General features: G+C 57.8%; 17 protein-coding genes and 4 pseudogenes. 17 read left to right on the forward strand and 4 right to left on the reverse strand.

The genetic code is table 11. The features are described 5' to 3' along the window. From ACP7E3_RS14645 to ACP7E3_RS14670, 6 genes and pseudogenes are all read left to right on the forward strand, one after another. Positions 1 to 2,241 (forward strand): RHS repeat-associated core domain-containing protein (locus tag ACP7E3_RS14645; RefSeq protein WP_426123512.1); only part of this gene is annotated, 2,241 nt, incomplete at its 5' end. Between the two features lie 15 nt (positions 2,242 to 2,256). Next, positions 2,257 to 2,664: a hypothetical protein gene (locus ACP7E3_RS14650; protein WP_057004833.1), complete on the forward strand. Its 408-nt coding sequence runs from the start codon at positions 2,257 to 2,259 to the stop codon at positions 2,662 to 2,664. A 47-nt stretch (positions 2,665 to 2,711) separates the two neighbouring features. Beyond that, a pseudogene (locus tag ACP7E3_RS14655) lies at positions 2,712 to 3,122 on the forward strand (RHS repeat-associated core domain-containing protein); the annotation flags it as partial. A gap of 189 nt (positions 3,123 to 3,311) precedes the next feature. After that, positions 3,312 to 3,473, forward strand: a pseudogene (locus tag ACP7E3_RS14660) (NucA/NucB deoxyribonuclease domain-containing protein); the annotation flags it as partial. Then, on the forward strand, positions 3,473 to 3,952 hold the full coding sequence (comJ, locus tag ACP7E3_RS14665) for a competence protein ComJ (RefSeq protein WP_057004831.1): 480 nt from the start codon (positions 3,473 to 3,475) through the stop codon (positions 3,950 to 3,952). The pseudogene ACP7E3_RS14660 and the gene comJ, both read left to right, overlap by 1 nt. 182 nt (positions 3,953 to 4,134) lie before the next feature. Continuing rightward, a pseudogene (locus ACP7E3_RS14670) lies at positions 4,135 to 5,115 on the forward strand (RHS repeat-associated core domain-containing protein); the annotation flags it as partial. On the opposite strand, the gene ACP7E3_RS14675 reads toward ACP7E3_RS14670, so the two are convergent. Continuing rightward, positions 5,112 to 6,331, reverse strand: a protein-coding gene (locus tag ACP7E3_RS14675; protein WP_426123514.1) for an IS3 family transposase whose coding sequence is annotated in 2 segments (ribosomal slippage) — positions 5,112 to 5,986 and positions 5,986 to 6,331 — 1,221 coding nt in all. Because the reading frame shifts where the segments join, the coding sequence is not laid out codon by codon here. The pseudogene ACP7E3_RS14670 and the gene ACP7E3_RS14675 sit on opposite strands and share 4 nt — an antisense overlap. 122 nt (positions 6,332 to 6,453) lie before the next feature. Between ACP7E3_RS14675 and ACP7E3_RS14680 the strand changes: the two genes are divergently transcribed. Both ACP7E3_RS14680 and ACP7E3_RS14685 read left to right on the forward strand, forming a co-directional pair. After that, positions 6,454 to 6,927, forward strand: coding sequence for an SMI1/KNR4 family protein (locus ACP7E3_RS14680; RefSeq protein ID WP_426123516.1), 474 nt, complete (start codon positions 6,454 to 6,456; stop codon positions 6,925 to 6,927). A gap of 83 nt (positions 6,928 to 7,010) precedes the next feature. Further along, positions 7,011 to 7,487 (forward strand): annotated as a pseudogene (locus tag ACP7E3_RS14685) (RHS repeat-associated core domain-containing protein); the annotation flags it as partial. A gap of 28 nt (positions 7,488 to 7,515) precedes the next feature. Here the strand turns inward: ACP7E3_RS14685 and ACP7E3_RS14690 are convergent. Then, entirely contained in the window at positions 7,516 to 9,099 is a 1,584-nt protein-coding gene (locus tag ACP7E3_RS14690) for a rhodanese-related sulfurtransferase (RefSeq protein WP_288078425.1), read from the reverse strand. Further along, positions 9,096 to 9,707 carry a cysteine dioxygenase gene (locus tag ACP7E3_RS14695; RefSeq protein WP_169866106.1) on the reverse strand — a complete coding sequence of 204 codons (612 nt, stop codon included), beginning with the start codon at positions 9,705 to 9,707 and terminating at the stop codon, positions 9,096 to 9,098. The genes ACP7E3_RS14690 and ACP7E3_RS14695 overlap by 4 nt, the downstream gene beginning before the upstream one ends. A gap of 213 nt (positions 9,708 to 9,920) precedes the next feature. On the opposite strand from ACP7E3_RS14695, the gene ACP7E3_RS14700 reads away from it, so the two are divergent. Together ACP7E3_RS14700 and ACP7E3_RS14705 are read left to right on the forward strand one after the other, a co-directional pair. Beyond that, the gene (locus ACP7E3_RS14700) at positions 9,921 to 10,826 is read left to right on the forward strand and encodes a LysR family transcriptional regulator (RefSeq protein ID WP_046383844.1); all 906 of its coding nucleotides are present in this window, start codon (positions 9,921 to 9,923) and stop codon (positions 10,824 to 10,826) included. A gap of 122 nt (positions 10,827 to 10,948) precedes the next feature. Then, on the forward strand, positions 10,949 to 11,569 hold the full coding sequence (locus ACP7E3_RS14705; protein WP_046383843.1) for a hypothetical protein: 621 nt from the start codon (positions 10,949 to 10,951) through the stop codon (positions 11,567 to 11,569). Here the strand turns inward: ACP7E3_RS14705 and ACP7E3_RS14710 are convergent. Next, the gene (locus ACP7E3_RS14710) at positions 11,556 to 11,909 is read right to left on the reverse strand and encodes a phosphomannomutase (protein WP_226926240.1); all 354 of its coding nucleotides are present in this window, start codon (positions 11,907 to 11,909) and stop codon (positions 11,556 to 11,558) included. The two genes, ACP7E3_RS14705 and ACP7E3_RS14710, sit on opposite strands and share 14 nt — an antisense overlap. A gap of 237 nt (positions 11,910 to 12,146) precedes the next feature. Between ACP7E3_RS14710 and ACP7E3_RS14715 the strand changes: the two genes are divergently transcribed. From ACP7E3_RS14715 to ACP7E3_RS14745, 7 genes are read left to right on the forward strand one after another with little or no spacing between them, the layout of a single operon-like run. Further along, the gene (locus tag ACP7E3_RS14715; RefSeq protein WP_126589021.1) at positions 12,147 to 12,587 is read left to right on the forward strand and encodes a low molecular weight protein-tyrosine-phosphatase; all 441 of its coding nucleotides are present in this window, start codon (positions 12,147 to 12,149) and stop codon (positions 12,585 to 12,587) included. A 37-nt stretch (positions 12,588 to 12,624) separates the two neighbouring features. Beyond that, complete coding sequence (locus ACP7E3_RS14720; protein ID WP_126589020.1) at positions 12,625 to 14,844, forward strand: polysaccharide biosynthesis tyrosine autokinase; 2,220 nt, start codon at positions 12,625 to 12,627, stop codon at positions 14,842 to 14,844. Positions 14,845 to 14,850: 6 nt separating this feature from the next. Further along, positions 14,851 to 16,188, forward strand: coding sequence for a hypothetical protein (locus tag ACP7E3_RS14725; protein WP_046488494.1), 1,338 nt, complete (start codon positions 14,851 to 14,853; stop codon positions 16,186 to 16,188). Next, positions 16,185 to 17,375: an O-antigen ligase family protein gene (locus tag ACP7E3_RS14730; RefSeq protein ID WP_046488493.1), complete on the forward strand. Its 1,191-nt coding sequence runs from the start codon at positions 16,185 to 16,187 to the stop codon at positions 17,373 to 17,375. Before ACP7E3_RS14725 ends, ACP7E3_RS14730 begins: the two co-directional genes overlap by 4 nt. Continuing rightward, on the forward strand, positions 17,372 to 18,535 hold the full coding sequence (locus ACP7E3_RS14735; protein ID WP_169882073.1) for a polysaccharide pyruvyl transferase family protein: 1,164 nt from the start codon (positions 17,372 to 17,374) through the stop codon (positions 18,533 to 18,535). Before ACP7E3_RS14730 ends, ACP7E3_RS14735 begins: the two co-directional genes overlap by 4 nt. After that, entirely contained in the window at positions 18,532 to 19,083 is a 552-nt protein-coding gene (locus ACP7E3_RS14740; protein WP_046488489.1) for an acetyltransferase, read from the forward strand. Before ACP7E3_RS14735 ends, ACP7E3_RS14740 begins: the two co-directional genes overlap by 4 nt. A gap of 14 nt (positions 19,084 to 19,097) precedes the next feature. Continuing rightward, entirely contained in the window at positions 19,098 to 20,057 is a 960-nt protein-coding gene (locus ACP7E3_RS14745) for a nitroreductase family protein (protein WP_426123522.1), read from the forward strand.

Raw genomic sequence — 20,057 nt, forward strand, 5'->3', positions numbered from 1 at the left:
ATCGACGCCACCGGCAAAAGTAAAAAGCTGCGCTGGAACCCGTTCGGGCAACTGGTCGAGCATGTCGATTGCTCAGGCTACCCCACGCGCTTTCGCTACGACGAGCGCGGCTATTTGCAGGTCATCACCGACGCCCTCGGCGAACGCACTCAATTCAGCTACAACGCTCAAGGACGCTTGCTCAGCAGCCAACTGCCGGACGGGCGCACCGAGCAATATCGGCGTGATGCCAGCGGCCAGTTGGTGGGCTACACCGACCCGGCCGGGCACACCACGCTCTACCAGCACAACCGTCGCGGTCAGGTACGCCAGCGCACCGACGCCCATGGACGACAGGTGCAATTCGGCTATGACAGCTATGGGCGGCTGCAAGCGCTGGTCAACGAGAACGGCGAAAGCTATCGGTTCGCGTGGGATGCCGGGGATCGGCTGACCCAACAACAAGACCTCGACGGCAGCGCCAAGCGCTACACCTACGACCGGCTGGATAACATCACGGCAGTGACCGCCGTTGCGGGGCCTTATGGCAATGGCTTGGCGGTGGTTCCCGAGATGCCAGCGCCCCCCATCGTTCATAGGCTGGAGCGCGATGTGGTTGGCCGGTTGATTGCCAAGACCACCGACGATGGCCGCACCGACTACAGCTACGATGCGGTGGACCAGCTAACCGCCGTCACCTTCACCGACTTGCAGGGCAATACCCAGGCTCTTGGTTTCGCTTACGACGCCCTTGGCCAGTTGCTTGCCGGACAGAGTTCAGCGGGCAATCTGCACCACCACTACGACGAACTCGGCAACCTGATCCAGACGCAACTACCGGACGGCCGCTGGCTCAATCGCCTCTACTACGGCAGCGGCCACCTGCACCAGATCAACCTCGACGGCCAGGTCATCAGCGACTTCGAACGCGACCGCCTGCACCGCGAAGTGCTGCGCACCCAAGGCCAACTCAGCACCCGCAGCGAATACGACCGCAGCGGCCGCCTGCGCGCACGCCAGCGCCGCCACGCCAGCCAGCCCTCGTTGATGCCGGCGGCCACACAAAAACACTTCGAGTACGACCCCGCCGACAACCTGATCGGCAAACTCGACCAGCAACCCGCCGCGCAACATCGCCAACTGCTGCACTACGACGCCACCGGCCGCATCATCGCCAGCCAGGACAACCTGCGCGGCCAGCGCGAAACCTTCGCCTACGACGCGGCCGCCAACCTGCTCGACGGCCCGCAAACCGGCGCCGGGCTGGTGGTGCATAACAAACTGCTGACCTACCAGGACAAGCGTTACCGCTACGACGGCTTTGGCCGACTGATCGAAAAACGCAGCGCCGCACGGGGTTTGCAACATTTTGCCTACGACGCTGAACACCGCTTGATCGAAGTACGCAGCCAGAAGAACGGGCGCGAAACGCTGGTGAACATGACCTACGACCCGCTCGGTCGACGTATCACTAAAACCGAACACGACAGCCGGGGTTATGCGCTGGGAGAAACCCGATTCACCTGGGATGGCCTGCGTTTGTTGCAGGAGCATAAACACAGCCAGACCAGCCTTTACGTCTACGCAGACGAAGGCTACGAACCCTTAGCGCGAGTCGACGGCATCGGCCCGCTGCAAAAAATCCGCTACTACCACAACGACCTTAACGGCTTGCCGGAACAATTGACCGAAGGCGACGGGCACAACGTCTGGCGCGCGACTTATCGGGTGTGGGGCAATACGCTGGAGGAGGTGCGTGAGCCTTATTACATTGAAGAGCAGAACCTGCGATTTCAGGGACAGTATCTGGATCGGGAGACGGGGCTGCATTTCAATACGTTCAGGTTTTATGATCCGGATGTGGGGCGATTTACGACGCCGGATCCGATTGGATTGGATGGAGGCGTCAATTTTTACCAGTACGCCCCGAATCCAATATCCTGGATTGATCCATGGGGGCTAGCTCCCGAACTATATTATCTGATTGCGAAGAAGAACGGCTTTTATGATGAAATGGAGTGGGGTTTTAAAAAGCCAGTAGGCCAAGTCTATTTGAAAAAAGGCGAAGTGTGGAAGGTCGGGGAAACCATCAACCCGAACAGGCGATATACATATAAGTGGCTTAAAGATAAAAACCTTGCGTACAAACGCATTATGGCTGCCCCAGCGAAGGGCAACCTGCAGATATGGGAAAGGTTAAAGATCGGAAAATATTTCAAACGCCGAGGTAAGCTGCCTCCGGGTAACAAATGCAGACACTGACTTGAGGATTGCTTTATGCGAATAGATACAACATCTGACTCACCGAGCTGGACAAAAGTCTTTGAAATCAGTGACGAGCTAAATAGCTTGAGTAAGATTCTTGAAAAAAAGTACCCCTCACTCGACTGGGAACTGGTGGTCTGCCTGCGATGCTTGCCGAAGGATCTGAAAAGACAAACATTTTGTCGTTACTACGCCAAAGACAAGATGTTCGGGCTGGATATCGCTATGGATGAGGAAGACTTCATTTCATTGAAAAAAGATAAGGCCGCCCAGCGCAGATTAATAGGTGCTGCGTTCATTAAGTTTTTTGTTGAGAGCATTAAAAAGTACGAAAAAAAACTCCCCGATCTGCAACCGGTTTCAGCACAGCTGATCGCGGATGTGCAGCAATGGTGTTCCGAAAAAGAATGGACCGCTTGAAATTTAACGATTGAACGGGGATCACCCGAGCATTTGAACCCCATTGCGCTCAAACCAGCCTGTATCTTTATGAGGACGATGGCTATACACCGCTGGCCCAGGTTGATGGCATGGGCGAACACCAGAGCGTGCGCTACTACCACAACGACTTGAATGGGTTGCCGGAACAGTTGACCGAAGCCGACGGGAAAACGGTGTGGCGGGCGCGGTATCAGGTGTGGGGGAATGCGGTAGAAGAGGTACGTGAGCCTTACTTTATCGAAGAGCAGAACCTGCGATTTCAGGGACAGTATCTGGATCGGGAGACGGGGCTGCATTTCAATACGTTCAGGTTTTATGATCCAGATGTGGGGCGGTTTACGACGCCTGATCCGATTGGGTTGGCGGGTGGATTCAATTTGTACGCGTTCGTTTTGAACCCATTCACCTGGCTGGACCCTCTAGGCCTTGCCGGCTGTACGCTGAGCAAAACCCGGTCAAAACAGTACGACTACAAGCTGAGATTGAAGCGTTCGGAGTACCCGCAGACATTCGGTCATATTGATGGTGCAATTAAGAAAGGCCACCCCTACATTGTGACCATTCAACGCGACGCCGCTAAGCTCAACCGCAAACTCAGCTTGAAAGATATAAAAACCAAGACAGACAAGGATCGAGATGAATGGCCGATGGCAATGTTCAAAGAAGGTGGTAGTGGCGCCAGCGTCAAGTACATCGGTCCTAGCGATAATCGGGGTGCTGGCTCGAGCATTGGCAATGCCCTATCCGACCTACCCAATGGGACCAGAGTTAAACTCGAGGTTTACTGATGACAAATAAAGATCAATCTGTGGATCTACTAATATCCCACAGCCAAGTTCAATTTCGCTCACGCCCCTTTGACGAGGCTTCAAGCCAATGGGGTAAGGTTAATCTGGAGCAAGGTGCCGTTGTTCATAACGACTATGTTGTGTTTGACCCTATTCCCGAAGACGCATTCGGTGCGAACATACATCTAAAACTGGCAAGCGATTTCGATCTTGATGAAACCGCCCAGCGGTGCATTGTCGTACCGTTTCATGTGACAGATCCCAATCATGTGGAAATTTCATCCGCCGCTGAGAAATTCAAAGTCGAGCTTGATCTAGAAAAACGTGACTATGCGTTGTATTTCGAGGTCTGCGAAGGCGACGAGATTTTTTACAAGATCACGCTGATTCCATCCGAGGGAAAAGTTCCAGCCAAGTATCTACTGGATGACCCTTGGGGTGGGGAGAAAGACCAGATACTAGTGGAAGGACTTCGTTAAAGGTTTGTGTTGAGACCCAGCCTCATCCCGAAAGCGGCGAGACTATTGTCTACACCGACGAACAGGGTCGACCCATCGACATAGGCTCTATTACATTAGGCAGCGCGGTGTTCAGTGCGAGGTAAGGCGTCACTCGCATCGAGCGTTTTTATACCGATCAACGCCGTGAAGTACTCGTGGGCTATGGCTACAACGCCGAAAGCCGACTGATTGAAGTCCGCAATGAAAACGGCAGCGTGGTCAGGATGACCTATAACCCGCTGGGCCGACGCGTTAAAAAAACCGAGCATGGCCGCGACGGCTATCCGCCGGGCGAGACGCGGTTCATGTGGGATGGCCTGCGGTTGTTGCAGGAACATAAACACAGTCAAACAAGCCTGTACGTCTACGAAGACGAAGGCTACGAACCCTTAGCGCGAGTCGACGGCATTGGCCCGCTGCAAAAAATCCGCTACTACCACAACGACCTCAACGGCTTGCCGGAACAATTGACCGAAGGCGACGGGCACAACGTCTGGCGCGCGACTTATCGGGTGTGGGGTAACACGCTGGAGGAGGTGCGTGAACCTTATTACATTGAAGAGCAAAACCTGCGATTTCAGGGGCAGTATCTGGATCGGGAGACGGGGCTGCATTTCAATACGTTCAGGTTTTATGACCCGGATGTGGGGCGATTTACGACGCCGGATCCGATTGGGTTGGAAGGAGGCCTCAATCTTTACCAATACGCGCCAAACCCAATTGGATGGGCCGATCCATGGGGCTGGGCGTATGCAGGGGTGGACTTTACTGGCGGCAGTGACTTCTTCCCAACCACAGGCTCACAACGAAATATCGTTACCATCAAGATGCAAGGCCGCAGAACGCGAGATTTCACCCAAGCCTTCAAAGAGGCAGGCATTCCCAAAAGCGCTGCAACGGGCTACACCTGGCACCATGTTGATGACTTCAACCCCAAAACGGGTACAACGACCATGCAGTTGGTCAAAACCTCTGCCCATGAAGCCTCGTTCCCGCATGGCGGATCGGTCACGCAGTTCGAAAAACACTTCAAGGTTAACTACGACAAAGGCGAAGCAGTCCTTGCGGCCTCCAAAAAGGGTTGGCTGGCGAACAAAATCCTGGACTTGCCCCTACCAGACCGGACACCAACTCCCCGTTAAATTGATGCTGCTGCCAAACGCCTAAACTCTCTCGGCGACCGATATTTCAAGGCGCTGTGCGGATGCTGCTCGTTGTAATGCTCGAAGGCAATCGTCAGATTGCGCAGCGCGGTTTCTCGATTCGGTTTGGGCATGTGCGCCACGTAATCACGCTTGATCGTCTTCACAAAGCTCTCTGCCATGCCGTTACTTTGCGGCCTGCGTACCGGTGTGGTCACCGGCTGCAAGCCGATCTGGCGAGCAAACAGACGCGTCTGCTCGGCGATATAAGCCGAGCCGTTATCGCTCAACCACTGCACCGGCGTGCTCGGTAGTTGATCCCCAAATCGCTTCTCCACGCTTTCCAACATCAAGTCTCGGATGTCGTCACCGCTGTAGCCCGTCGGGCTGGCGACCCAGCCGATGGCTTCGCGGTCACAGCAGTCCAGGGCAAAAGTCACGCTCAACTTCGCACCGTCGTCGCAGCGAAACTCGAAGCCGTCCGAGCACCAGCGCGTATCGCTGGTAGTAACGGCAATTCGGCCTTCATGCCGGCGCTGCACGCCAGGCTGCTTGATGCGGCGTTCTAACAGCAGATTGTGATCGCGCATGACGCGGTAAACCCGCTTCACATTGATCGGAGCCAGTGACTGAACTTCACGCTCGCGGCGCAGCAACCCCCAAACACGGCGGTAGCCATAGCTCGGTAACTCGCTGACCTGCTCCTTAATCTCGGCGACCAACTCCGTATCGTTCACGAGCCGACGTCGCCGTACTTTAGGCGATACCGATTGCTTGATCCGAACCGTTAATTGCGAGCGCGACACACCGAGACATTTGCTGACCAGTTTCACTGGTCGTCCCCCGGCAACAAGGGTGAGTGCGCAATCCATTTTCGCGACCGGGCAATCTCCACGGCCTCTTTTAGGACTTCGGCTTCCATCGTCTTCTTGCCCAGCATCCGCTGCAATTCGCGGATCTGCTTGAGCGCATCGGTCAGTTCCGACGCCGGTACAACGGCTTCGCCAGCACTGACCGCCGACAGACTTCCGTCCTGGTACAGCTTGCGCCACAGGAACAGCTGATTGGCGTTGATGCCGTTGCGTCGGGCCACCACGGACACGCTTTGTCCCGGCTCAAGACTCTCGCGAACCATGGCCAGCTTCTGGTCGGTGCTCCAGCGGCGTCGGCGTTCCTGGCCGAGCAGCTCACCACCCTTATCATTGCTGTTAGTCATAAACATACCCGTTTGCCTATCCCTTATCGTAAGGGGGAAACGGTGTCCTGTCTTTCATGGGGCTCGTTCAAATCCCCAAAAACAAACTCAAACCTGGGCGCTGCTCATGATTGGAGATAACGATGATCGAAAACAAATTCTCAGGTAGTAGCTCAGCTATCACCGCAGCAGACTTGGACCACTTGGAGTCTGCTATCGGCAAGACGCTGCCGCCGCCCTTCCGAAATCACTACCTCAAATACAACGGCGGCACCCCTGAACGAACTTATTGGCAAGATGAAGACTTTGAAGAGCCCGTAGAAGTGTCCGTTTTCAAGCCGATTTCGGATGGCGAATCCACGGTGCTATCCACTTATCAGTTAATGCTGGAAAAAAAGGTTATTCCTGCACACCTCCTACCTTTCGCGAACGATTGGGGCGGCAACTTTTTTTGCCTGAATCTCGATACCGGGACAGTCAGTTATTTCACAACTGATACGTTTGATAGCGACCTCAGCTCTGAAGAAAACCATGCTGAATTCGAAAAACCCATTTGCTCAAATTTCCTCAAATTCGTTCAGGGGCTGATTGATGAGGAAGATGTCGACGAGGAATAAGTACAACTACAGGTTCTCTCAAAAAACCGTTCCACCTAGCGGGATCATAGCAGGCGCTCGTGTTCTGCCTCTGAGGGCCCCCGCCCGACGGCCGCTGGCTCAATCGCCTCTACTACGGCCGCCGCCGCCTGCGCCAGCGTAAACGCAGCCCCACCGGCCAGCCCTGGCAACTGCCGCCGCCCCACCAAAAGAACTTCGAATACGACCCGGCCGACAACCTGATCGGCCGCCGGGAAGGGAGCCAACACCAGTTACTGCATTACGACGCGACCGCTCGAATCATCGCCAGCCAGGACAACGTAAAAGGCCAGCGCGAAACCTTCGCCTACGACGCCGCCGCCAACCTACTCGACGGTCCGCAAGTAAGGGGCGGATGGGTACGGCATAACAAACTGCTGACCTATCAGGACAAGCGTTACCGCTATGACGGCTTTGGCCGACTGATCGAAAAACGCAGCGCCGCACGGGGTTTGCAACATTTTGCCTACGACGCTGAACACCGCTTGATCGAAGTACGCAGCCAGAAGAACGGGCGCGAAACGCTGGTGAAAATGACCTATGCACACGCAGCCCGCGCTGATGGCAGACTCAGATCACATAAAACCCATGTGTCCCATCCCGAGCCAATTGCTCCACCAGTCCAAACTCCCAATCCAGATAGGCCTGCATGGCTTCCTTGGGATTGTCGGTGCCTTCATACGGCCGGCGGTAGCGGTCGATGCGCGGCGAGGCCAGGCGGGTTTCACCTGTTTCCAGCGGCAGTTGGGCGGCGATCCAGCCGGCGGTGCCGTCTTGCAGCAGGAACACGTGTTTGCCGGTGAGGGCTTCGACTTCGGCCACGGCCAGGCGCGCCAGTTGGCTGCTGCCGCAGGTCAGGACGTAGCGCTCGGCGTTCGGCACTTTGGCCAGGGCTTGCGGCAGTTGCGCGCGCAGGGTCCACCAGGCGCCGGGGATGTGGCGCTTGACGTAGTTGGCGCTGGCGGTGAAGTCCAGCACCACGGTGTCGCCATGGGCCTGCCACTCGGCCAGGGTCTGCGGGCTGATCAGTTCGGCCTGGGGCGCGGCGGGCACCGGGGCGATCCAGGCGCCGGTTTCACTGAAGTGTGCCGGTTGCAGGTCATCCAGCACATGCACTTCCCAGCCCAGTTGGGCCAGCCAGGACGCAGACATATTCGCCCGCACACCGTCGTCATCGGCCAGCACCAATCGCGCACCGCGCACGCTGGCGACATGGTCGGTTTCCTGGACCAGTTGGCCGCCCGGGGTGGAACGGGCGCCGGGCAGGTGGCCGGTGTCGAATTCTTCCGGGGTGCGTACATCGAACAGGTAGGTGGTGCGCGTCGTGTCCTGTTGCCAGCGTTGCAGGTCGGCCAGGCTTGCGCGGCCGACGCGGGCCCGGTCGGCCACTCGGCGTGCATCCTGGGCAGCGAGCTGGCGATGGGCTTCGCCGGTCGGCGCAAAGCGGCGCGACTGGCCGTGGGCGAGTGTCTGCCCGGCCAGGGTCCAGCCGATGGTGCCATTGCGCAGGGCCGACACGGGGTTGGCCACGCCGGCATTGATCAGCGACTGGGTGCCGATAATGCTGCGGGTGCGCCCGGCGCAGTTGACGATGATGCGGGTGGCCGGGTCCGGCGCCAGCTCACGGGCGCGCAACACCAGCTCGGCGCCGGGCACGCTGATGCCGGTGGGGATGCTCATGGTCTGGTATTCGTCGAAGCGGCGGGCGTCGAGCACCACCACATCGGCCTGGCTGTCGAGCAGGGCCTGCACCTCTTCGGCGGCCAGGGACGGCGTGTGGCGTTCACTCTCCACCAACTCGCCGAAGGCCTTGCTCGGCACGTTGACGTCGATAAACAGCTCGCCACCGGCGTTGCGCCAACCGTCCAGGCCGCCCTCCAACAGGCTGACCGCGGTGTAGCCCAGCGCAACCAGGCGCTCGGCGGCGCGGCTGGCGAGCCCTTCGCCGTTGTCGTAGACCGTCACCTGGGTATCGCGCCGCGGGATGCGCGAGTACACCTCCAGTTCCAGCTTGGACAGCGGGATGTTCGCGGCGAACAGCGGGTGGGATTCGGCAAACGGCGCTTCTTCGCGCACGTCCACCAGGGCGACTTCTTCGCGGTCCAACAGGGCCTGGCGAATCTGGGCAAAGCTGCGGTGCGATACGGTGCTCATAGGGCAGGGCTCTTTTCTTTGGACAAGTCCCAGATGTTCGGGAGAAAGGCGTTGGAATAACCGGAGATAAACAGCTTCTCGCTGCCGTCAGGCTGGTACACCGCGCGGCGCACGGCACCGATATTGGCGCCGTACACATGAATGCTGATCGACGCCTGATCGGGGTGAGCATTGCTGACCTGATGGATATCGCCGACCTTGGGCGACACGGCCTCGACCTGGCCCGGCACCAGTTGGATCGGCTGGCCCGCGGCGACCAGGCGCCCGTCGGTGGCGCGCGCGAAGCCTTGGGAGAATTCCGAACCGCGCAGCATGCCGATTAGGCCCCAGACCCGATGGTCATGAATCGGCGTGCTTTGCCCCGGCCCCCATACGAAACTGACGATGCTGAAGCGCTGGCGCGAATCGGCATGCAGCAAAAATTGCTGGTAGCGCTCGGGGTCGGGTTGGGCGTATTCGTCGGGGAGCCAGTCGTCATGGCTGACCAGTTGCGCGAGCAGCTTGCCGCCACGGTGCAACAGGTCGCCTTCGCGTGGATTAGCGTCGATCAATTCCGCCAGGGCGCCTATGAAGGCCCTGAGTCTTTCGGGGTGCTTGGCCTGGGTCATGACACTTCCATCGGCTACTGTTGATCGGTTTATCTAAGCATAATGTTTGTAGTTAATATGCTATTTTTTAATGATTAGCTTATAGCTGAAGGTGATTTAGAACCGCTCTGCATAGTGTTAGACGTTATCGAACACAGCCCGGGCTATCCAGAAAACGTGCCTGCAACTATGCTTCGCACACATCTTAATGACTGTTTTCTATGTGCGGCCCAAATGAAAATTGACGATATCGATGCTTTTGTCGAAGTGATTCGGTGCCAGTCCATCAGCCATGCCGCCGAGTCGTTGCAACTGACCCAGCCGGCCATCACCCGCCGTGTGCAGAACTTCGAGCAGGCGTTGGGCGTGGAGCTGTTCGACCGCAACACCAAGCCCCTCAAGCCTACGCTGATCGGCACGCGCGTCTATGAGCAGTGCCGGCTGATCCTGCGTGAGATGGATGCCCTGCGCGAACTGGTGGCCACCGATGCGCCGCCCACCGGGCTGTTGCGCCTCGGTGTGCCGCAAACCATCGGCGACGTGGTGCTGCTCGATGCGCTCAAGCACCTGCGCACCGAATACCCTGACCTGCGCGCCCAGGTCGCCACCGGCTGGGGCAGCCAATTGGTCGGCAAGATCGAACGCGGCGAGCTGGATGCGGCGGCGGCGTTGTTCCCGGCCGGCAAGATCTTCCCGGACAACGTGGTGGGGGAATCCATCGGCAAGATGGAGTTGGTGGTGGTCTGCGCCAAGGCACAGTTGCCGAAGAAACCGTGCAAGCTGGCCGATGTGTACCAGAACGGCTGGATCCTCAACCCGGACGGCTGCGGCTTCCGTGCCGGCTTGCAACGCACCTTGTCCGATCAGGGCCTGGCGTTGCGGGTGAACCTGGAAACCTTCGGCACCGAGCTGCAACTGGGCCTGGTGGCGGACGGCCTGGGCCTGGGCCTGGTGCCGCGCCCGTTGCTGGAGCGTAGCGCCCACCGCGAGCAACTGGCAGTGATGCCGCTCAAGGACTTCAAGCCGGTGATGAACCTGTGGCTGATCTACCCGCACTTCCTCGGTAACCTGCAAGGGCCGGTGGATGCGTTCGGCAAGTGGGTGGCGGACGCCTTGCACAAGATCCGCAACGCCGCTTGACCCCTGTGGGCGTGTAGGGGCGCGGGCGGCAAGGGCTTTAACCTGACCGTAGATAACGTTGTGTTTTCCCTGGGCCTGAGGTCTGATGGGCGCGGAAAATTGCTGGGTCAGGTGGGTCACTCATGCGCGAAGAACTCGCACACTATGGCGGTATTACCGTCATGATTCCGGCCGCGCTGGTCATCGCTGTGTGGCTGCGCTATTCGTCGCCGCGGGCGCTCAAGGGATGGCTCATCACCGTCGCTTGCACTTATTCAATCGTGGCGTTCAGCAAGTTGCTGTTCAAGGGCTGGGGCGTTTCGTTTCAACACCTTGATATTGCCGTGCTCAGTGGCCACGCCATGAACACATGCCTGGTGGTCACCGTGGCAATGAGTTTGGTGGCGCGCCAGTTCAACCCGGCCTTGCGCTGGCCCGCGGCGCTCGCCGGATTGATCGCCACCGGTTGGTTCAGTGCTTATTGTGTCGCGCCGTACATCCACCCTCTGAACGAGGCGCTGGCGGGCGGGTTATTGGGCGCGGTGGCCGCGCTGACGTTCTTGTGGCGAATAGATGTCGCGCAGGTCAATGTGTCGCCATCGCTGATCGGCGCTGGGGCAGTGGTCGTGTTATTGAGTGCGCTGGTGCCCAAGTACAACGCCGAGAACCTGCTTAACCATGTCGCCGTCAGCGTCTCCGGGGCGTCACGCGCCCATCAGGAGCCCGCGTGGCGCGTCGGCTCCGGGCCGATCAAGGCGCAATGAGTGGAGGCGTGTCTTGAACGGGCATACCGGTTGATGGGCGTCCCTCGGTGTTGAAGATGTTCGCCAGCAGCTCGTCGGTCTTGGTTTGCATGAAATGGCGGTCGCCACGGCTCTCTACGCACAGGCAGACGGACAGGGCATTACTGACTTGCAACTTGAAGCGCCAGTCGGCGAAGACCATGGACAGCCCGGAACCGGATTCGTCGAAGTCTAAAGAGTTGCTGGCATATAACATGTGCATTCGCTCAACCACCGTTGTCGAGTTGTCGACATTGACATGAATGTTTCCCGAAGACGGGAACAGGCCAATACGCTCTACCAGTAACTTTGAACTTTTCATGGCCGTGCCTCGTTGCTGTACTCGGTAGGCACTTTATTATGAAGAGGCGCAAAAGTAAGGGAATGTTATTTTTAGTCGGATAATACAATTATTGTTATTTATTGTCCTGCTCGACAGATAGTCGCCCTATGTCAGCTGTGATCATAATTAAAGGGTCGTAAGTTGTTGGTTGTTGAAAGTTGGAGATAAGGTAGTCCCTTTGCCGATTTATTACTGTGCGGTGTGTGGGAGGTTGCCTTGTTCAAAAAAGTTTTGATTGTGTGTATCGGCAATATTTGCCGCAGTCCCACTGCGCAACAACTGCTAGGGGCCGCCCTTCAACCATCCGATATCAAGGTGAGTTCGGCGGGCTTGGCGGCATTGCGTGATCACCCGCTGGAGTCCACGGCAAGCGAAGTCCTGCGAGAGCATGGGCATGTTCCCCAGGAGCACAGGGCCCGGCAACTGAGCGTTGAGGCCGTGAGCGAGGCTGACCTGATCCTGGTGATGGAGCAGCATCACGTTGACGGCGTACTCAACCTCGCTCCCGAGGCCCGGGGCAAAGTGTTCCTGCTGGGTAAGTGGCAGCAAGAGCGTGAAATCAGGGACCCCTATCGACAGGGCAAGCCTGCCTTTGTGCAGGCCTATGCCTTGATTGAGCAGGCCGCAGAGGCCTGGGCACAGCGCTTGGCGCGCTGACGCCCTTTTAACGATTGCAAGGACGAAGAGTCGATTTATGTATTCACCCCAGAACGCCTCCGCTGACAATCCGCATCATGACGAGATCGATTTGCTCGGCATGTTGGGCACGCTGATCGATCACAAATGGCTTATTGCGGGAGTCACCGGTACGTGCATGTTGATCGGCGCAGCCTACGCGGTCCTGTCGTCTCCGGTGTACCAGGCCAACGCCTTGATCCAAGTGGAACCGAAGAAAAACGATATGCTCGGTTTCTCCGATGTGAGTAGTCTGTTGGGCAAGGAATCACCGGCGGTGACTGAGATCGAGCTGATCAAGTCGCGCACGATCATCGGCAAGACGGTCGATACCTTGAAGTTGGACATTACCATCACACCCCAGCACTTCCCGTTGATTGGCGGCTTTCTTGCCCGGCATTATGCGCCGCAAACCCCGGGCGATATCGCACCGCCACTGTTCGGCATCAGCCGCTATAGTGCCGGTGGAGAGCGCCTGAGCCTAGCGACGTTGAAGCTACCGGCCGCACTACTGGGTACCACCCTGGTGCTGGTGACCGGAGATGATCAGAGCTACCAACTGTTTGACGAGGACGATCGGCAGATCGCTGCGGGCCGCGTCGGCGAACCTTTCGCCGAGGACGGCGTGGAGGTGCTGGTCGAAGTCCTGCGGGCTAACCCGGGGGCGCGTTTCAAGATTGTACGCAAGCCACGCCTGGATGCAGTTGCTGATTATCAGGACCTGCTCAATGTGGTGGAACGCGGTAAGGAATCGGGGATCATCAGCCTATCGCTGGAGAGCACACACCCAGCTTTGGCGGTGCGTACGCTGAATGAAATCTCCAGCCTGTATGTGCGCCAAAATGTTGACCGCACTTCAGCCGAGGCGGCGCAGAGCCTAGCGTTCCTCAATGATCAATTGCCACAGGTGCGCCGCGACTTGGAGAAGGCTGAAAGCGCGCTGAATAGCTTTCAGACCCGGAGCAAATCCATCGACATTAGCCTCGAAGCCAAGGCTGTGCTCGATCAGGTGGTGGCCCTGGACACCGGCATCTCCGAGCTCAAGCTGCAACAGGCCGAAATGGACCGCAAGTTCACCCGTCAACATCCGGCCTACCGTGCGTTATTGGCCAAGCTTGATGAACTCACCGGTAAGCAGGCGCAATTGACCAAACGGATCGAAGGTCTGCCCAGCACCCAGCAAGAACTGTTGAGCCTGACCCGAGATGTACAGGTGGGCACCGAGATTTATACCCAACTGCTCAATCGTTCCCAGGAACTGGATGTGATGCGGGCCGGCACCGTGGGTAACGTGCGCTTGATCGACAGCGCCGACGCTAACATCAGCAAGCCCGTAGAGCCGCGCAAGGTCATTGTGGTACTGCTGGCGATGCTGCTCGGCGGCATGCTTTCGGTGGGCCTGGTGCTGATGCGCAGCCTGCTCAGCCGTGGCTTGGAAAACCCCGATGACATCGAGAAACTCGGCTTGCCGGTGTATGCATCGATCCCATTCAGCTCGTTGCAAAAGACCGAGGAAATCCGTGCCTTCAAGGGTCGCTCAGCGGTGCCGTCGCTGCTGGCCATGAATCATCCTAATGACCTGGTTATGGAGGCAATGCGCAGCCTGCGCACCAGCCTGCATTTCGCGATGCTGGAGGCGAAGGACAATCGCCTGATGATTTGTGGTCCCAGCCCGGGGGTGGGCAAGACGTTTGTCTCGGCAAACCTGGCTGCGGTGGTGGCCCAGTCTGGGCAGCGGGTATTGCTGATCGATGCGGATATGCGCAAGGGCTATATGCACAAAATGCTCGGTACTACGGCGGAAATAGGTTTGTCGGATCTGTTGGTCAAACGGTGCCAATTGCAGGAGGCGACTCAAAAAACTGATGTAGAACTGTTTGATTTCATCGGTCGCGGGCAGATCCCACCCAACCCGTCCGAATTGCTGATGCATCCCAATTTCGCTGCGTTGTTGGCCGAGGTCAGCGAGCTGTATGACCTAGTGATCATTGATACGCCGCCATTGCTGGCGGTGACGGATGCCGCCATTGTCGGGCGTCAATCCGGAACAAGCCTGCTGGTGACCCGTTTTGGCATCAATTCGGCGAAGGAAGTCGAGCTGACCCTACGGCGCTTTAATCAGAACGGCATCGAGCTCAAGGGCGCGATCTTCAATGGTGTGGAAAAACGTCGTTCTGCCAGTTACGGCTACGGCGATTACGGTTACTACCACTACGCCTACCAGTCCGACAAAGCCTGACGACTTATGAGCAAGGTTCTTGAGAAGCCGCCGCTGGTATCCCGTTCGCTGTCGAGCCGGTTTCGCCTCAATGTTTTGAGTTATGGCTATACCCAGCTGGTGACACTGGCGGCGCAATTGGTACTGGTGCCGTTCTTCCTGCATGCCTGGGGTACCGGGCGTTATGCCGATTGGTTGGTACTCACCGGTATTCCGTCGATGCTCAGCCTGTTGGACCTGGGCGTTGCCCAAGCCTCTGCCACTCGCGCTACGGTACGCGCAAGCCAAGGGGATGTGCCGGGTGCGCGGCGCAGTGTGCAGACTGCGTTGGCATTCACCCTGGTGGTGGTTGCACTGGTGTTGCTGTTCTCATTGACCCTGGGTCGGTGGATCGACTGGGTTGGGTTATTGAAGCTCAAGAGCCTCGACCCTGGCCAGGCGAGCCTGGTGGTGGTGTTCATGTCCGGTTACCTGTGTACGCGTTTATTGGGTGGGCCGATTGAGGCATGGTTCCGGGTGATCGACAAAACCGTCGGCGGTGTCTTTATCATGGCCAATCGCAGAACTTTGGATATCGTGCTGTCGATTCTCATCCTGATGCTGGGCGGTACCGAGCTGCAGTTGGCCCAAGGCATGTTCTTCAGCCAAGCGCTGTTCGTTGTGTTGGTGACGCTGTTTGTGCGACGTGTTTCGCCGTGGCCGCTGCTTGGACTGGCGTCGGCCTCCTGGGCAGAGTTTCGGGGTATTTGGAAACCCGCCGTGGGCAGCGCAGCCATCCCGCTAGCACAGTTGATCACCCTTCAAGGCGGTTTGCAGTTGCTGAACCAGATCGCCGGCCCAAGCGTAGTGGTGGGTTACACCATGGCACGAACCTTGATGCGGTTGATCATCCAGTTGGGCATCACCTGCAGCAATGCGCTGACCCCAGAAATCTCGCGCCTGGCCGGGCGCGGCCAGTTCGAGGAAGCTCGGCGCTTTACCCAGCGCGCCAGTTCCCTGGTGCTGAGTGTGTGCGTGCTGGTGTACGGCGCCGGTATCTGGGGCGGCCCACAGATTATTGCGCTGTGGAGCCATGGTTTGGTGCAGATTGACCGGGTGTCATTGGCGCTGATCGGCTCCCATACAATTTTGAACGTGGCCTGGTTCATTCTCGCGGCGATGTTGATCTCCACTAATCGTCATACCCGTACATCGGTGATTTACGCGCTGAGCAGCCTGTTGGTGTTGCTATTGTGGATGCTGTGCATTGACCGGATTGACCCGTTGTTGGGGGCTTCGTTGTTGTTGTCGCTGCCAGAGCTGGTGGTGTTGGTGTATCTGCGGTTGATTAGTAAGGTGCAGTTCGCTGGGGAGGTTTCCCCATGACGTTGTCCCAGGCGCGCCTGACCCTATACCTGCCGCTGACGTTTTTCGCCTTGCCGTTGGCGTTGAGCAATAACCTATCGCAGCCCTTGGCATTGCTGCTGCTATTGCCCTTTGTGGTGTATGCGGCGCGCGGATTCACCCGGGCTGCAGCCTTGCTGTCGCTCGTGGTTGGCGCCAGCGTCCTGCAGGTGCTGGTGTCCAGCGGCTCGAAAATTTCCTTGTATCAATTCTTGCGTTCCGGAATTCCGTTTTTCTATTTTGTGCTGCTGTTGGCCGGCTATAGCTATGCGCTGGCCAATGTGGAGAAAATTGCCCGCGCCCACAGCGTCAGCTATCGCCGCATCATCGAACGGGCGATTTACATTTTTGCTCTTGGTCAGTTGCTGCAAGTGAGCCTGTATGGCGTTGGTATTGACTTGACCAACGCTGCCTCCAAGTCCAGTGACGAGGTGGGCAGGATCATGCTGTTTCCCACTAGCTCGGCCGTGCTGCTGTTTTTCTATGCCTGTTGCCAGCGCAAGATCGCGTTGATGCTGATCCTTGCGGTGACACTGCTGGCGGCCGGCTCCAAGACCATCCTGGCGGCGATGGCGGTGATGATCCTGTTATCAGCGATCACCCAGCGCAAGCTCAAATCTCTTGCGGTGCTAGTAGTGGCCATTGTTGCCTTGGGCACTCTGACGTTTTATGCCAGCCCCCTGGCTGTGTCGCGCTTTGCCACATATTTGTTTGAGGAGAAGGGCGAGGACGTCACCCGTGCCTTCGAGATCTCTCACGCCAAGACGTCCTTTCTGGAGAGCCCGGCCACGGTGTTTCTCGGTAATGGCCTGGCGAAGCAATTGACGCCGGGGGTGCCAACCAATGACGAGCGTTGGTTCGAGAATTCCAAGTTTGACATCGAGAACGGGTATTGGGGCGTACTCGCGAAGTTGGGCTTGGTGGGGGTCGTGCTATTTGGTCTCCTGTTCAGCACCTTGCCACGCAACTCCGTGTCGCTGGCGGTGGGGGCGATCCTGCTGATCTTTTCGTTCAAGACCAGTTATCAGTTCTTCACCACTTTTGACGGCAGCTATTTGTTGGTGTGGTCGATATTCATCGGTCTGCTCAATAAAGCAGCACCTGCGCGCCAGGCCTTTGTCCTGCCTACACCCTCTACACATTCCTTATTAAGACAGGCTGGATCATGAGCGCATCTGTACGCCCCGTCAGGGCTGGGATACTGACGTACCATTTCAGTGAGAACTTCGGCGCTGTGTTGCAAGCCTATGCGTTGCAGCGTTGGTTGCAGCAACAGGGCTTGCAGGTCAGCCTGATTAACTACCATCCGGCGTACGTCGAAGACGGCAGCGAGCTCAAACAGCTGCTGAATCCACGTCACTTCAAGGGCAATCTCAAGGCGCTGTACTTGAAAACCCTGTCTTTGAAAACCCGGGTGTTTGGGGCTAACGCCCAATCTCGTCAGTTTGAGGCGTTCAAGGTGCGCTTCCTGAATATCGACGGGCCGCGCTATACCTGTGCAGATCAGCTCAACCAAGCGGTCCGCGGCCAGCAGTTGCTGGTGGCAGGCAGTGACCAGATTTGGAATCCTTCGGGCCAGACAGGCCTGGACCCCGCCTATTTTCTCGCTTTCGATTGCGACAAGGCTATTCGGCGCATCTCTTACGCCGCGAGCTTTGGCAAGGAGTACCTGGAGCCTGAGTACCATGCTGAAGCCGAGGTGCTGCTCAAGCAACTGTCAGCGGTCAGCGTGCGTGAAGAGAGCGGGGTGGAAATTGTCCAACAGGTTTCGGGGCTGACGGCCCAGTGTGTGCCCGACCCGACGCTGCTGCACCGCGATTACTCGGCGTTGCTGGCCACGTCCACCCAGACGCGCAGCGGCCATGTGTTCTGTTATGCGCTGCGTACTGGCGTCGGCGTCAGGGAGGTCGCCCAGGCGTTGTCCTGGCACGTCGCTGGACCGATTGTTTCACCCTATAACGCGCACCGGCGCTGGCGGCAGATCGGCCAGACGGTGCAAGTAGGACCGCAGGACTGGCTCAAGTTGTTGAAGGAGTCGGCATATGTGGTGACCAACTCTTTCCATGCAACAGTGTTCGCGATCATTTTCGAGAAGCCGTTTATTGCCGTTGGCTTGCCGGGCAGCAAGGCCTCGCTCAACGCCCGCGTGCGCAATCTGCTGGCAAAGCTGGAACTGTCCCAGCGCTTTTTGCCGGCTGACAACACCGATCAGGTGCATAGCTTGATTGCTGCGCCGATTGACTGGGTCGCGGTGCGCGCTCGGCGTCAGGCGTTGCAGCAAGTGGGTGAGCGCTATTTGTTGGAACAGCTTGCGGCGATCAAGTCATGAGTGGTTTTGAACGCCTGAAGTATGTAGACACCTTGCCCCGCAGCAACAAGGCTCGGCGCCTGGTATGGGGCGCGGTGTATCAGTTGCTGTTTCGCCCCACGCCACGCTGGATGCTGCATGGCTGGCGGTGTTTCCTGCTGCGCTGTTTCGGCGCCAGGATCGGTGTTGGTTGCCGCATCGCACCCACATGCTGCATCTGGGCACCGTGGAACCTTGAAGTCGGTGACTTTACAGCCATCGCCGATGGAGTGGATGTGTACGCCATGGCCAGGATCACCATTGGATCAAAAGTCGCCATCAGCCAACGCAGTTTTTTATGCGCGGGCACCCATGACACTCGCAGCTTGCTGCGGCCGCTGGTAACTCGAGAGATCGTCATCAAGGACCACGTATGGGTTGCCGCCGAGTCGTTCATCCATCCGGGTTGTCTGGTGGGCGAGGGTTGTGTGGTTGGCGCGCGCTCGGTGGTCACCACCGATTTGCCGGCCTGGATGATTTGCGTCGGCGCGCCCTGCCGCCCCATCAAACCGAGAGACATCGCACAATGAAACAGGTAAAGCGCATGATGGATAAGACATGGAAGTTGATGTTTTTCTTGAGCGAGTTTTTTCGCGACATGTATACGTTTGTTCGCCACAACGGGTATTCGCCGTTCGCGAACCGCAACAAGAAGTTGTTTTACAAAATCCTAATTGAAACCCACACCGTTGAAAAAGGCTTGTCGCTCAAGGAGCCCAAACCGTTGTTCGGAAAGGACAAAATCAACGGCATCATTCATATGCTCAACGAGTACGACCGCACCTACTCAGCGTTACCGCTGGAAATGGATCTGGGCGCCTTCCAGGGTTATCTCGACCTGCATCGTACTCTGGGTTTGAGCGATGACTTTCTGTTTTATCTGGATGCTTATGTCGAGCATCTTAAGCGCGACGGCACCCTAGGCAATGGCGGCACCAAGCGCGCCGCGCCGTGGCTGGGCAATGGCGAGTTGGACGCCAAGGCGTTCCTGCAGTCGCGCTCCAGTTGCCGGATGTTCCAGCCCGGCAAGCTTGACAGCTGCTTGCTTACCTCGCTGGTGGAGCTGGCGCAGTCGGCACCGTCGCAATGCAATCGCCAGTCGTCGCGGGTGCATGTCTACCAGGACCGTGCGGTGATTGCGCAAATGCTCGAGCTGCAAGGTGGCTCACGTGGCTTTGCGCATTCCGTGGACAACCTGTTCGTGGTCACCTCAGAAGTGACCGCCTGGGGTGGTGCCGGCCAGCGTAACCAGCTGTATGTCGACGGTGCGTTGTTTTCCATGGGCTTGCTGCTGGCGTGTCATGCCAATGGGCTGGGCGCTTGCCCGTTGAACCTGGCGATCCTGAACGCAGTGGAAAAGAAAATTCGCAGCGTGGGCGGTATCGAAGCCAGCGAGCGGTTGATCATGATGATCGCGGTGGGCAAGCCTCTGGAAAGCCACTTCCGGGCCGCGCGTTCGCCACGGCGTCAGACCGCCGAAATTCTGCAACTGCACGGTGGCTGA

It is taken from the genome of Pseudomonas sp. PSPC2-3, from assembly GCF_049898265.1.
Taxonomy (GTDB): domain Bacteria; phylum Pseudomonadota; class Gammaproteobacteria; order Pseudomonadales; family Pseudomonadaceae; genus Aquipseudomonas; species Aquipseudomonas veronii.

What these genes read in the sequence shown, in the direction of transcription:
- ACP7E3_RS14650 (WP_057004833.1), top strand. Translation starts at nt 2,257, where the DNA reads ATGCGAATAGATACAACATCTGACTCACCGAGCTGGACAAAAGTCTTT.
- comJ (WP_057004831.1), top strand. Translation starts at nt 3,473, where the DNA reads ATGACAAATAAAGATCAATCTGTGGATCTACTAATATCCCACAGCCAA.
- ACP7E3_RS14680 (WP_426123516.1), top strand. Translation starts at nt 6,454, where the DNA reads ATGATCGAAAACAAATTCTCAGGTAGTAGCTCAGCTATCACCGCAGCA.
- ACP7E3_RS14690 (WP_288078425.1), bottom strand. Translation starts at nt 9,099, where the DNA reads ATGAGCACCGTATCGCACCGCAGCTTTGCCCAGATTCGCCAGGCCCTG.
- ACP7E3_RS14695 (WP_169866106.1), bottom strand. Translation starts at nt 9,707, where the DNA reads ATGACCCAGGCCAAGCACCCCGAAAGACTCAGGGCCTTCATAGGCGCC.
- ACP7E3_RS14700 (WP_046383844.1), top strand. Translation starts at nt 9,921, where the DNA reads ATGAAAATTGACGATATCGATGCTTTTGTCGAAGTGATTCGGTGCCAG.
- ACP7E3_RS14705 (WP_046383843.1), top strand. Translation starts at nt 10,949, where the DNA reads ATGCGCGAAGAACTCGCACACTATGGCGGTATTACCGTCATGATTCCG.
- ACP7E3_RS14710 (WP_226926240.1), bottom strand. Translation starts at nt 11,909, where the DNA reads ATGAAAAGTTCAAAGTTACTGGTAGAGCGTATTGGCCTGTTCCCGTCT.
- ACP7E3_RS14720 (WP_126589020.1), top strand. Translation starts at nt 12,625, where the DNA reads ATGTATTCACCCCAGAACGCCTCCGCTGACAATCCGCATCATGACGAG.
- ACP7E3_RS14725 (WP_046488494.1), top strand. Translation starts at nt 14,851, where the DNA reads ATGAGCAAGGTTCTTGAGAAGCCGCCGCTGGTATCCCGTTCGCTGTCG.
- ACP7E3_RS14730 (WP_046488493.1), top strand. Translation starts at nt 16,185, where the DNA reads ATGACGTTGTCCCAGGCGCGCCTGACCCTATACCTGCCGCTGACGTTT.
- ACP7E3_RS14735 (WP_169882073.1), top strand. Translation starts at nt 17,372, where the DNA reads ATGAGCGCATCTGTACGCCCCGTCAGGGCTGGGATACTGACGTACCAT.
- ACP7E3_RS14740 (WP_046488489.1), top strand. Translation starts at nt 18,532, where the DNA reads ATGAGTGGTTTTGAACGCCTGAAGTATGTAGACACCTTGCCCCGCAGC.
- ACP7E3_RS14745 (WP_426123522.1), top strand. Translation starts at nt 19,098, where the DNA reads ATGATGGATAAGACATGGAAGTTGATGTTTTTCTTGAGCGAGTTTTTT.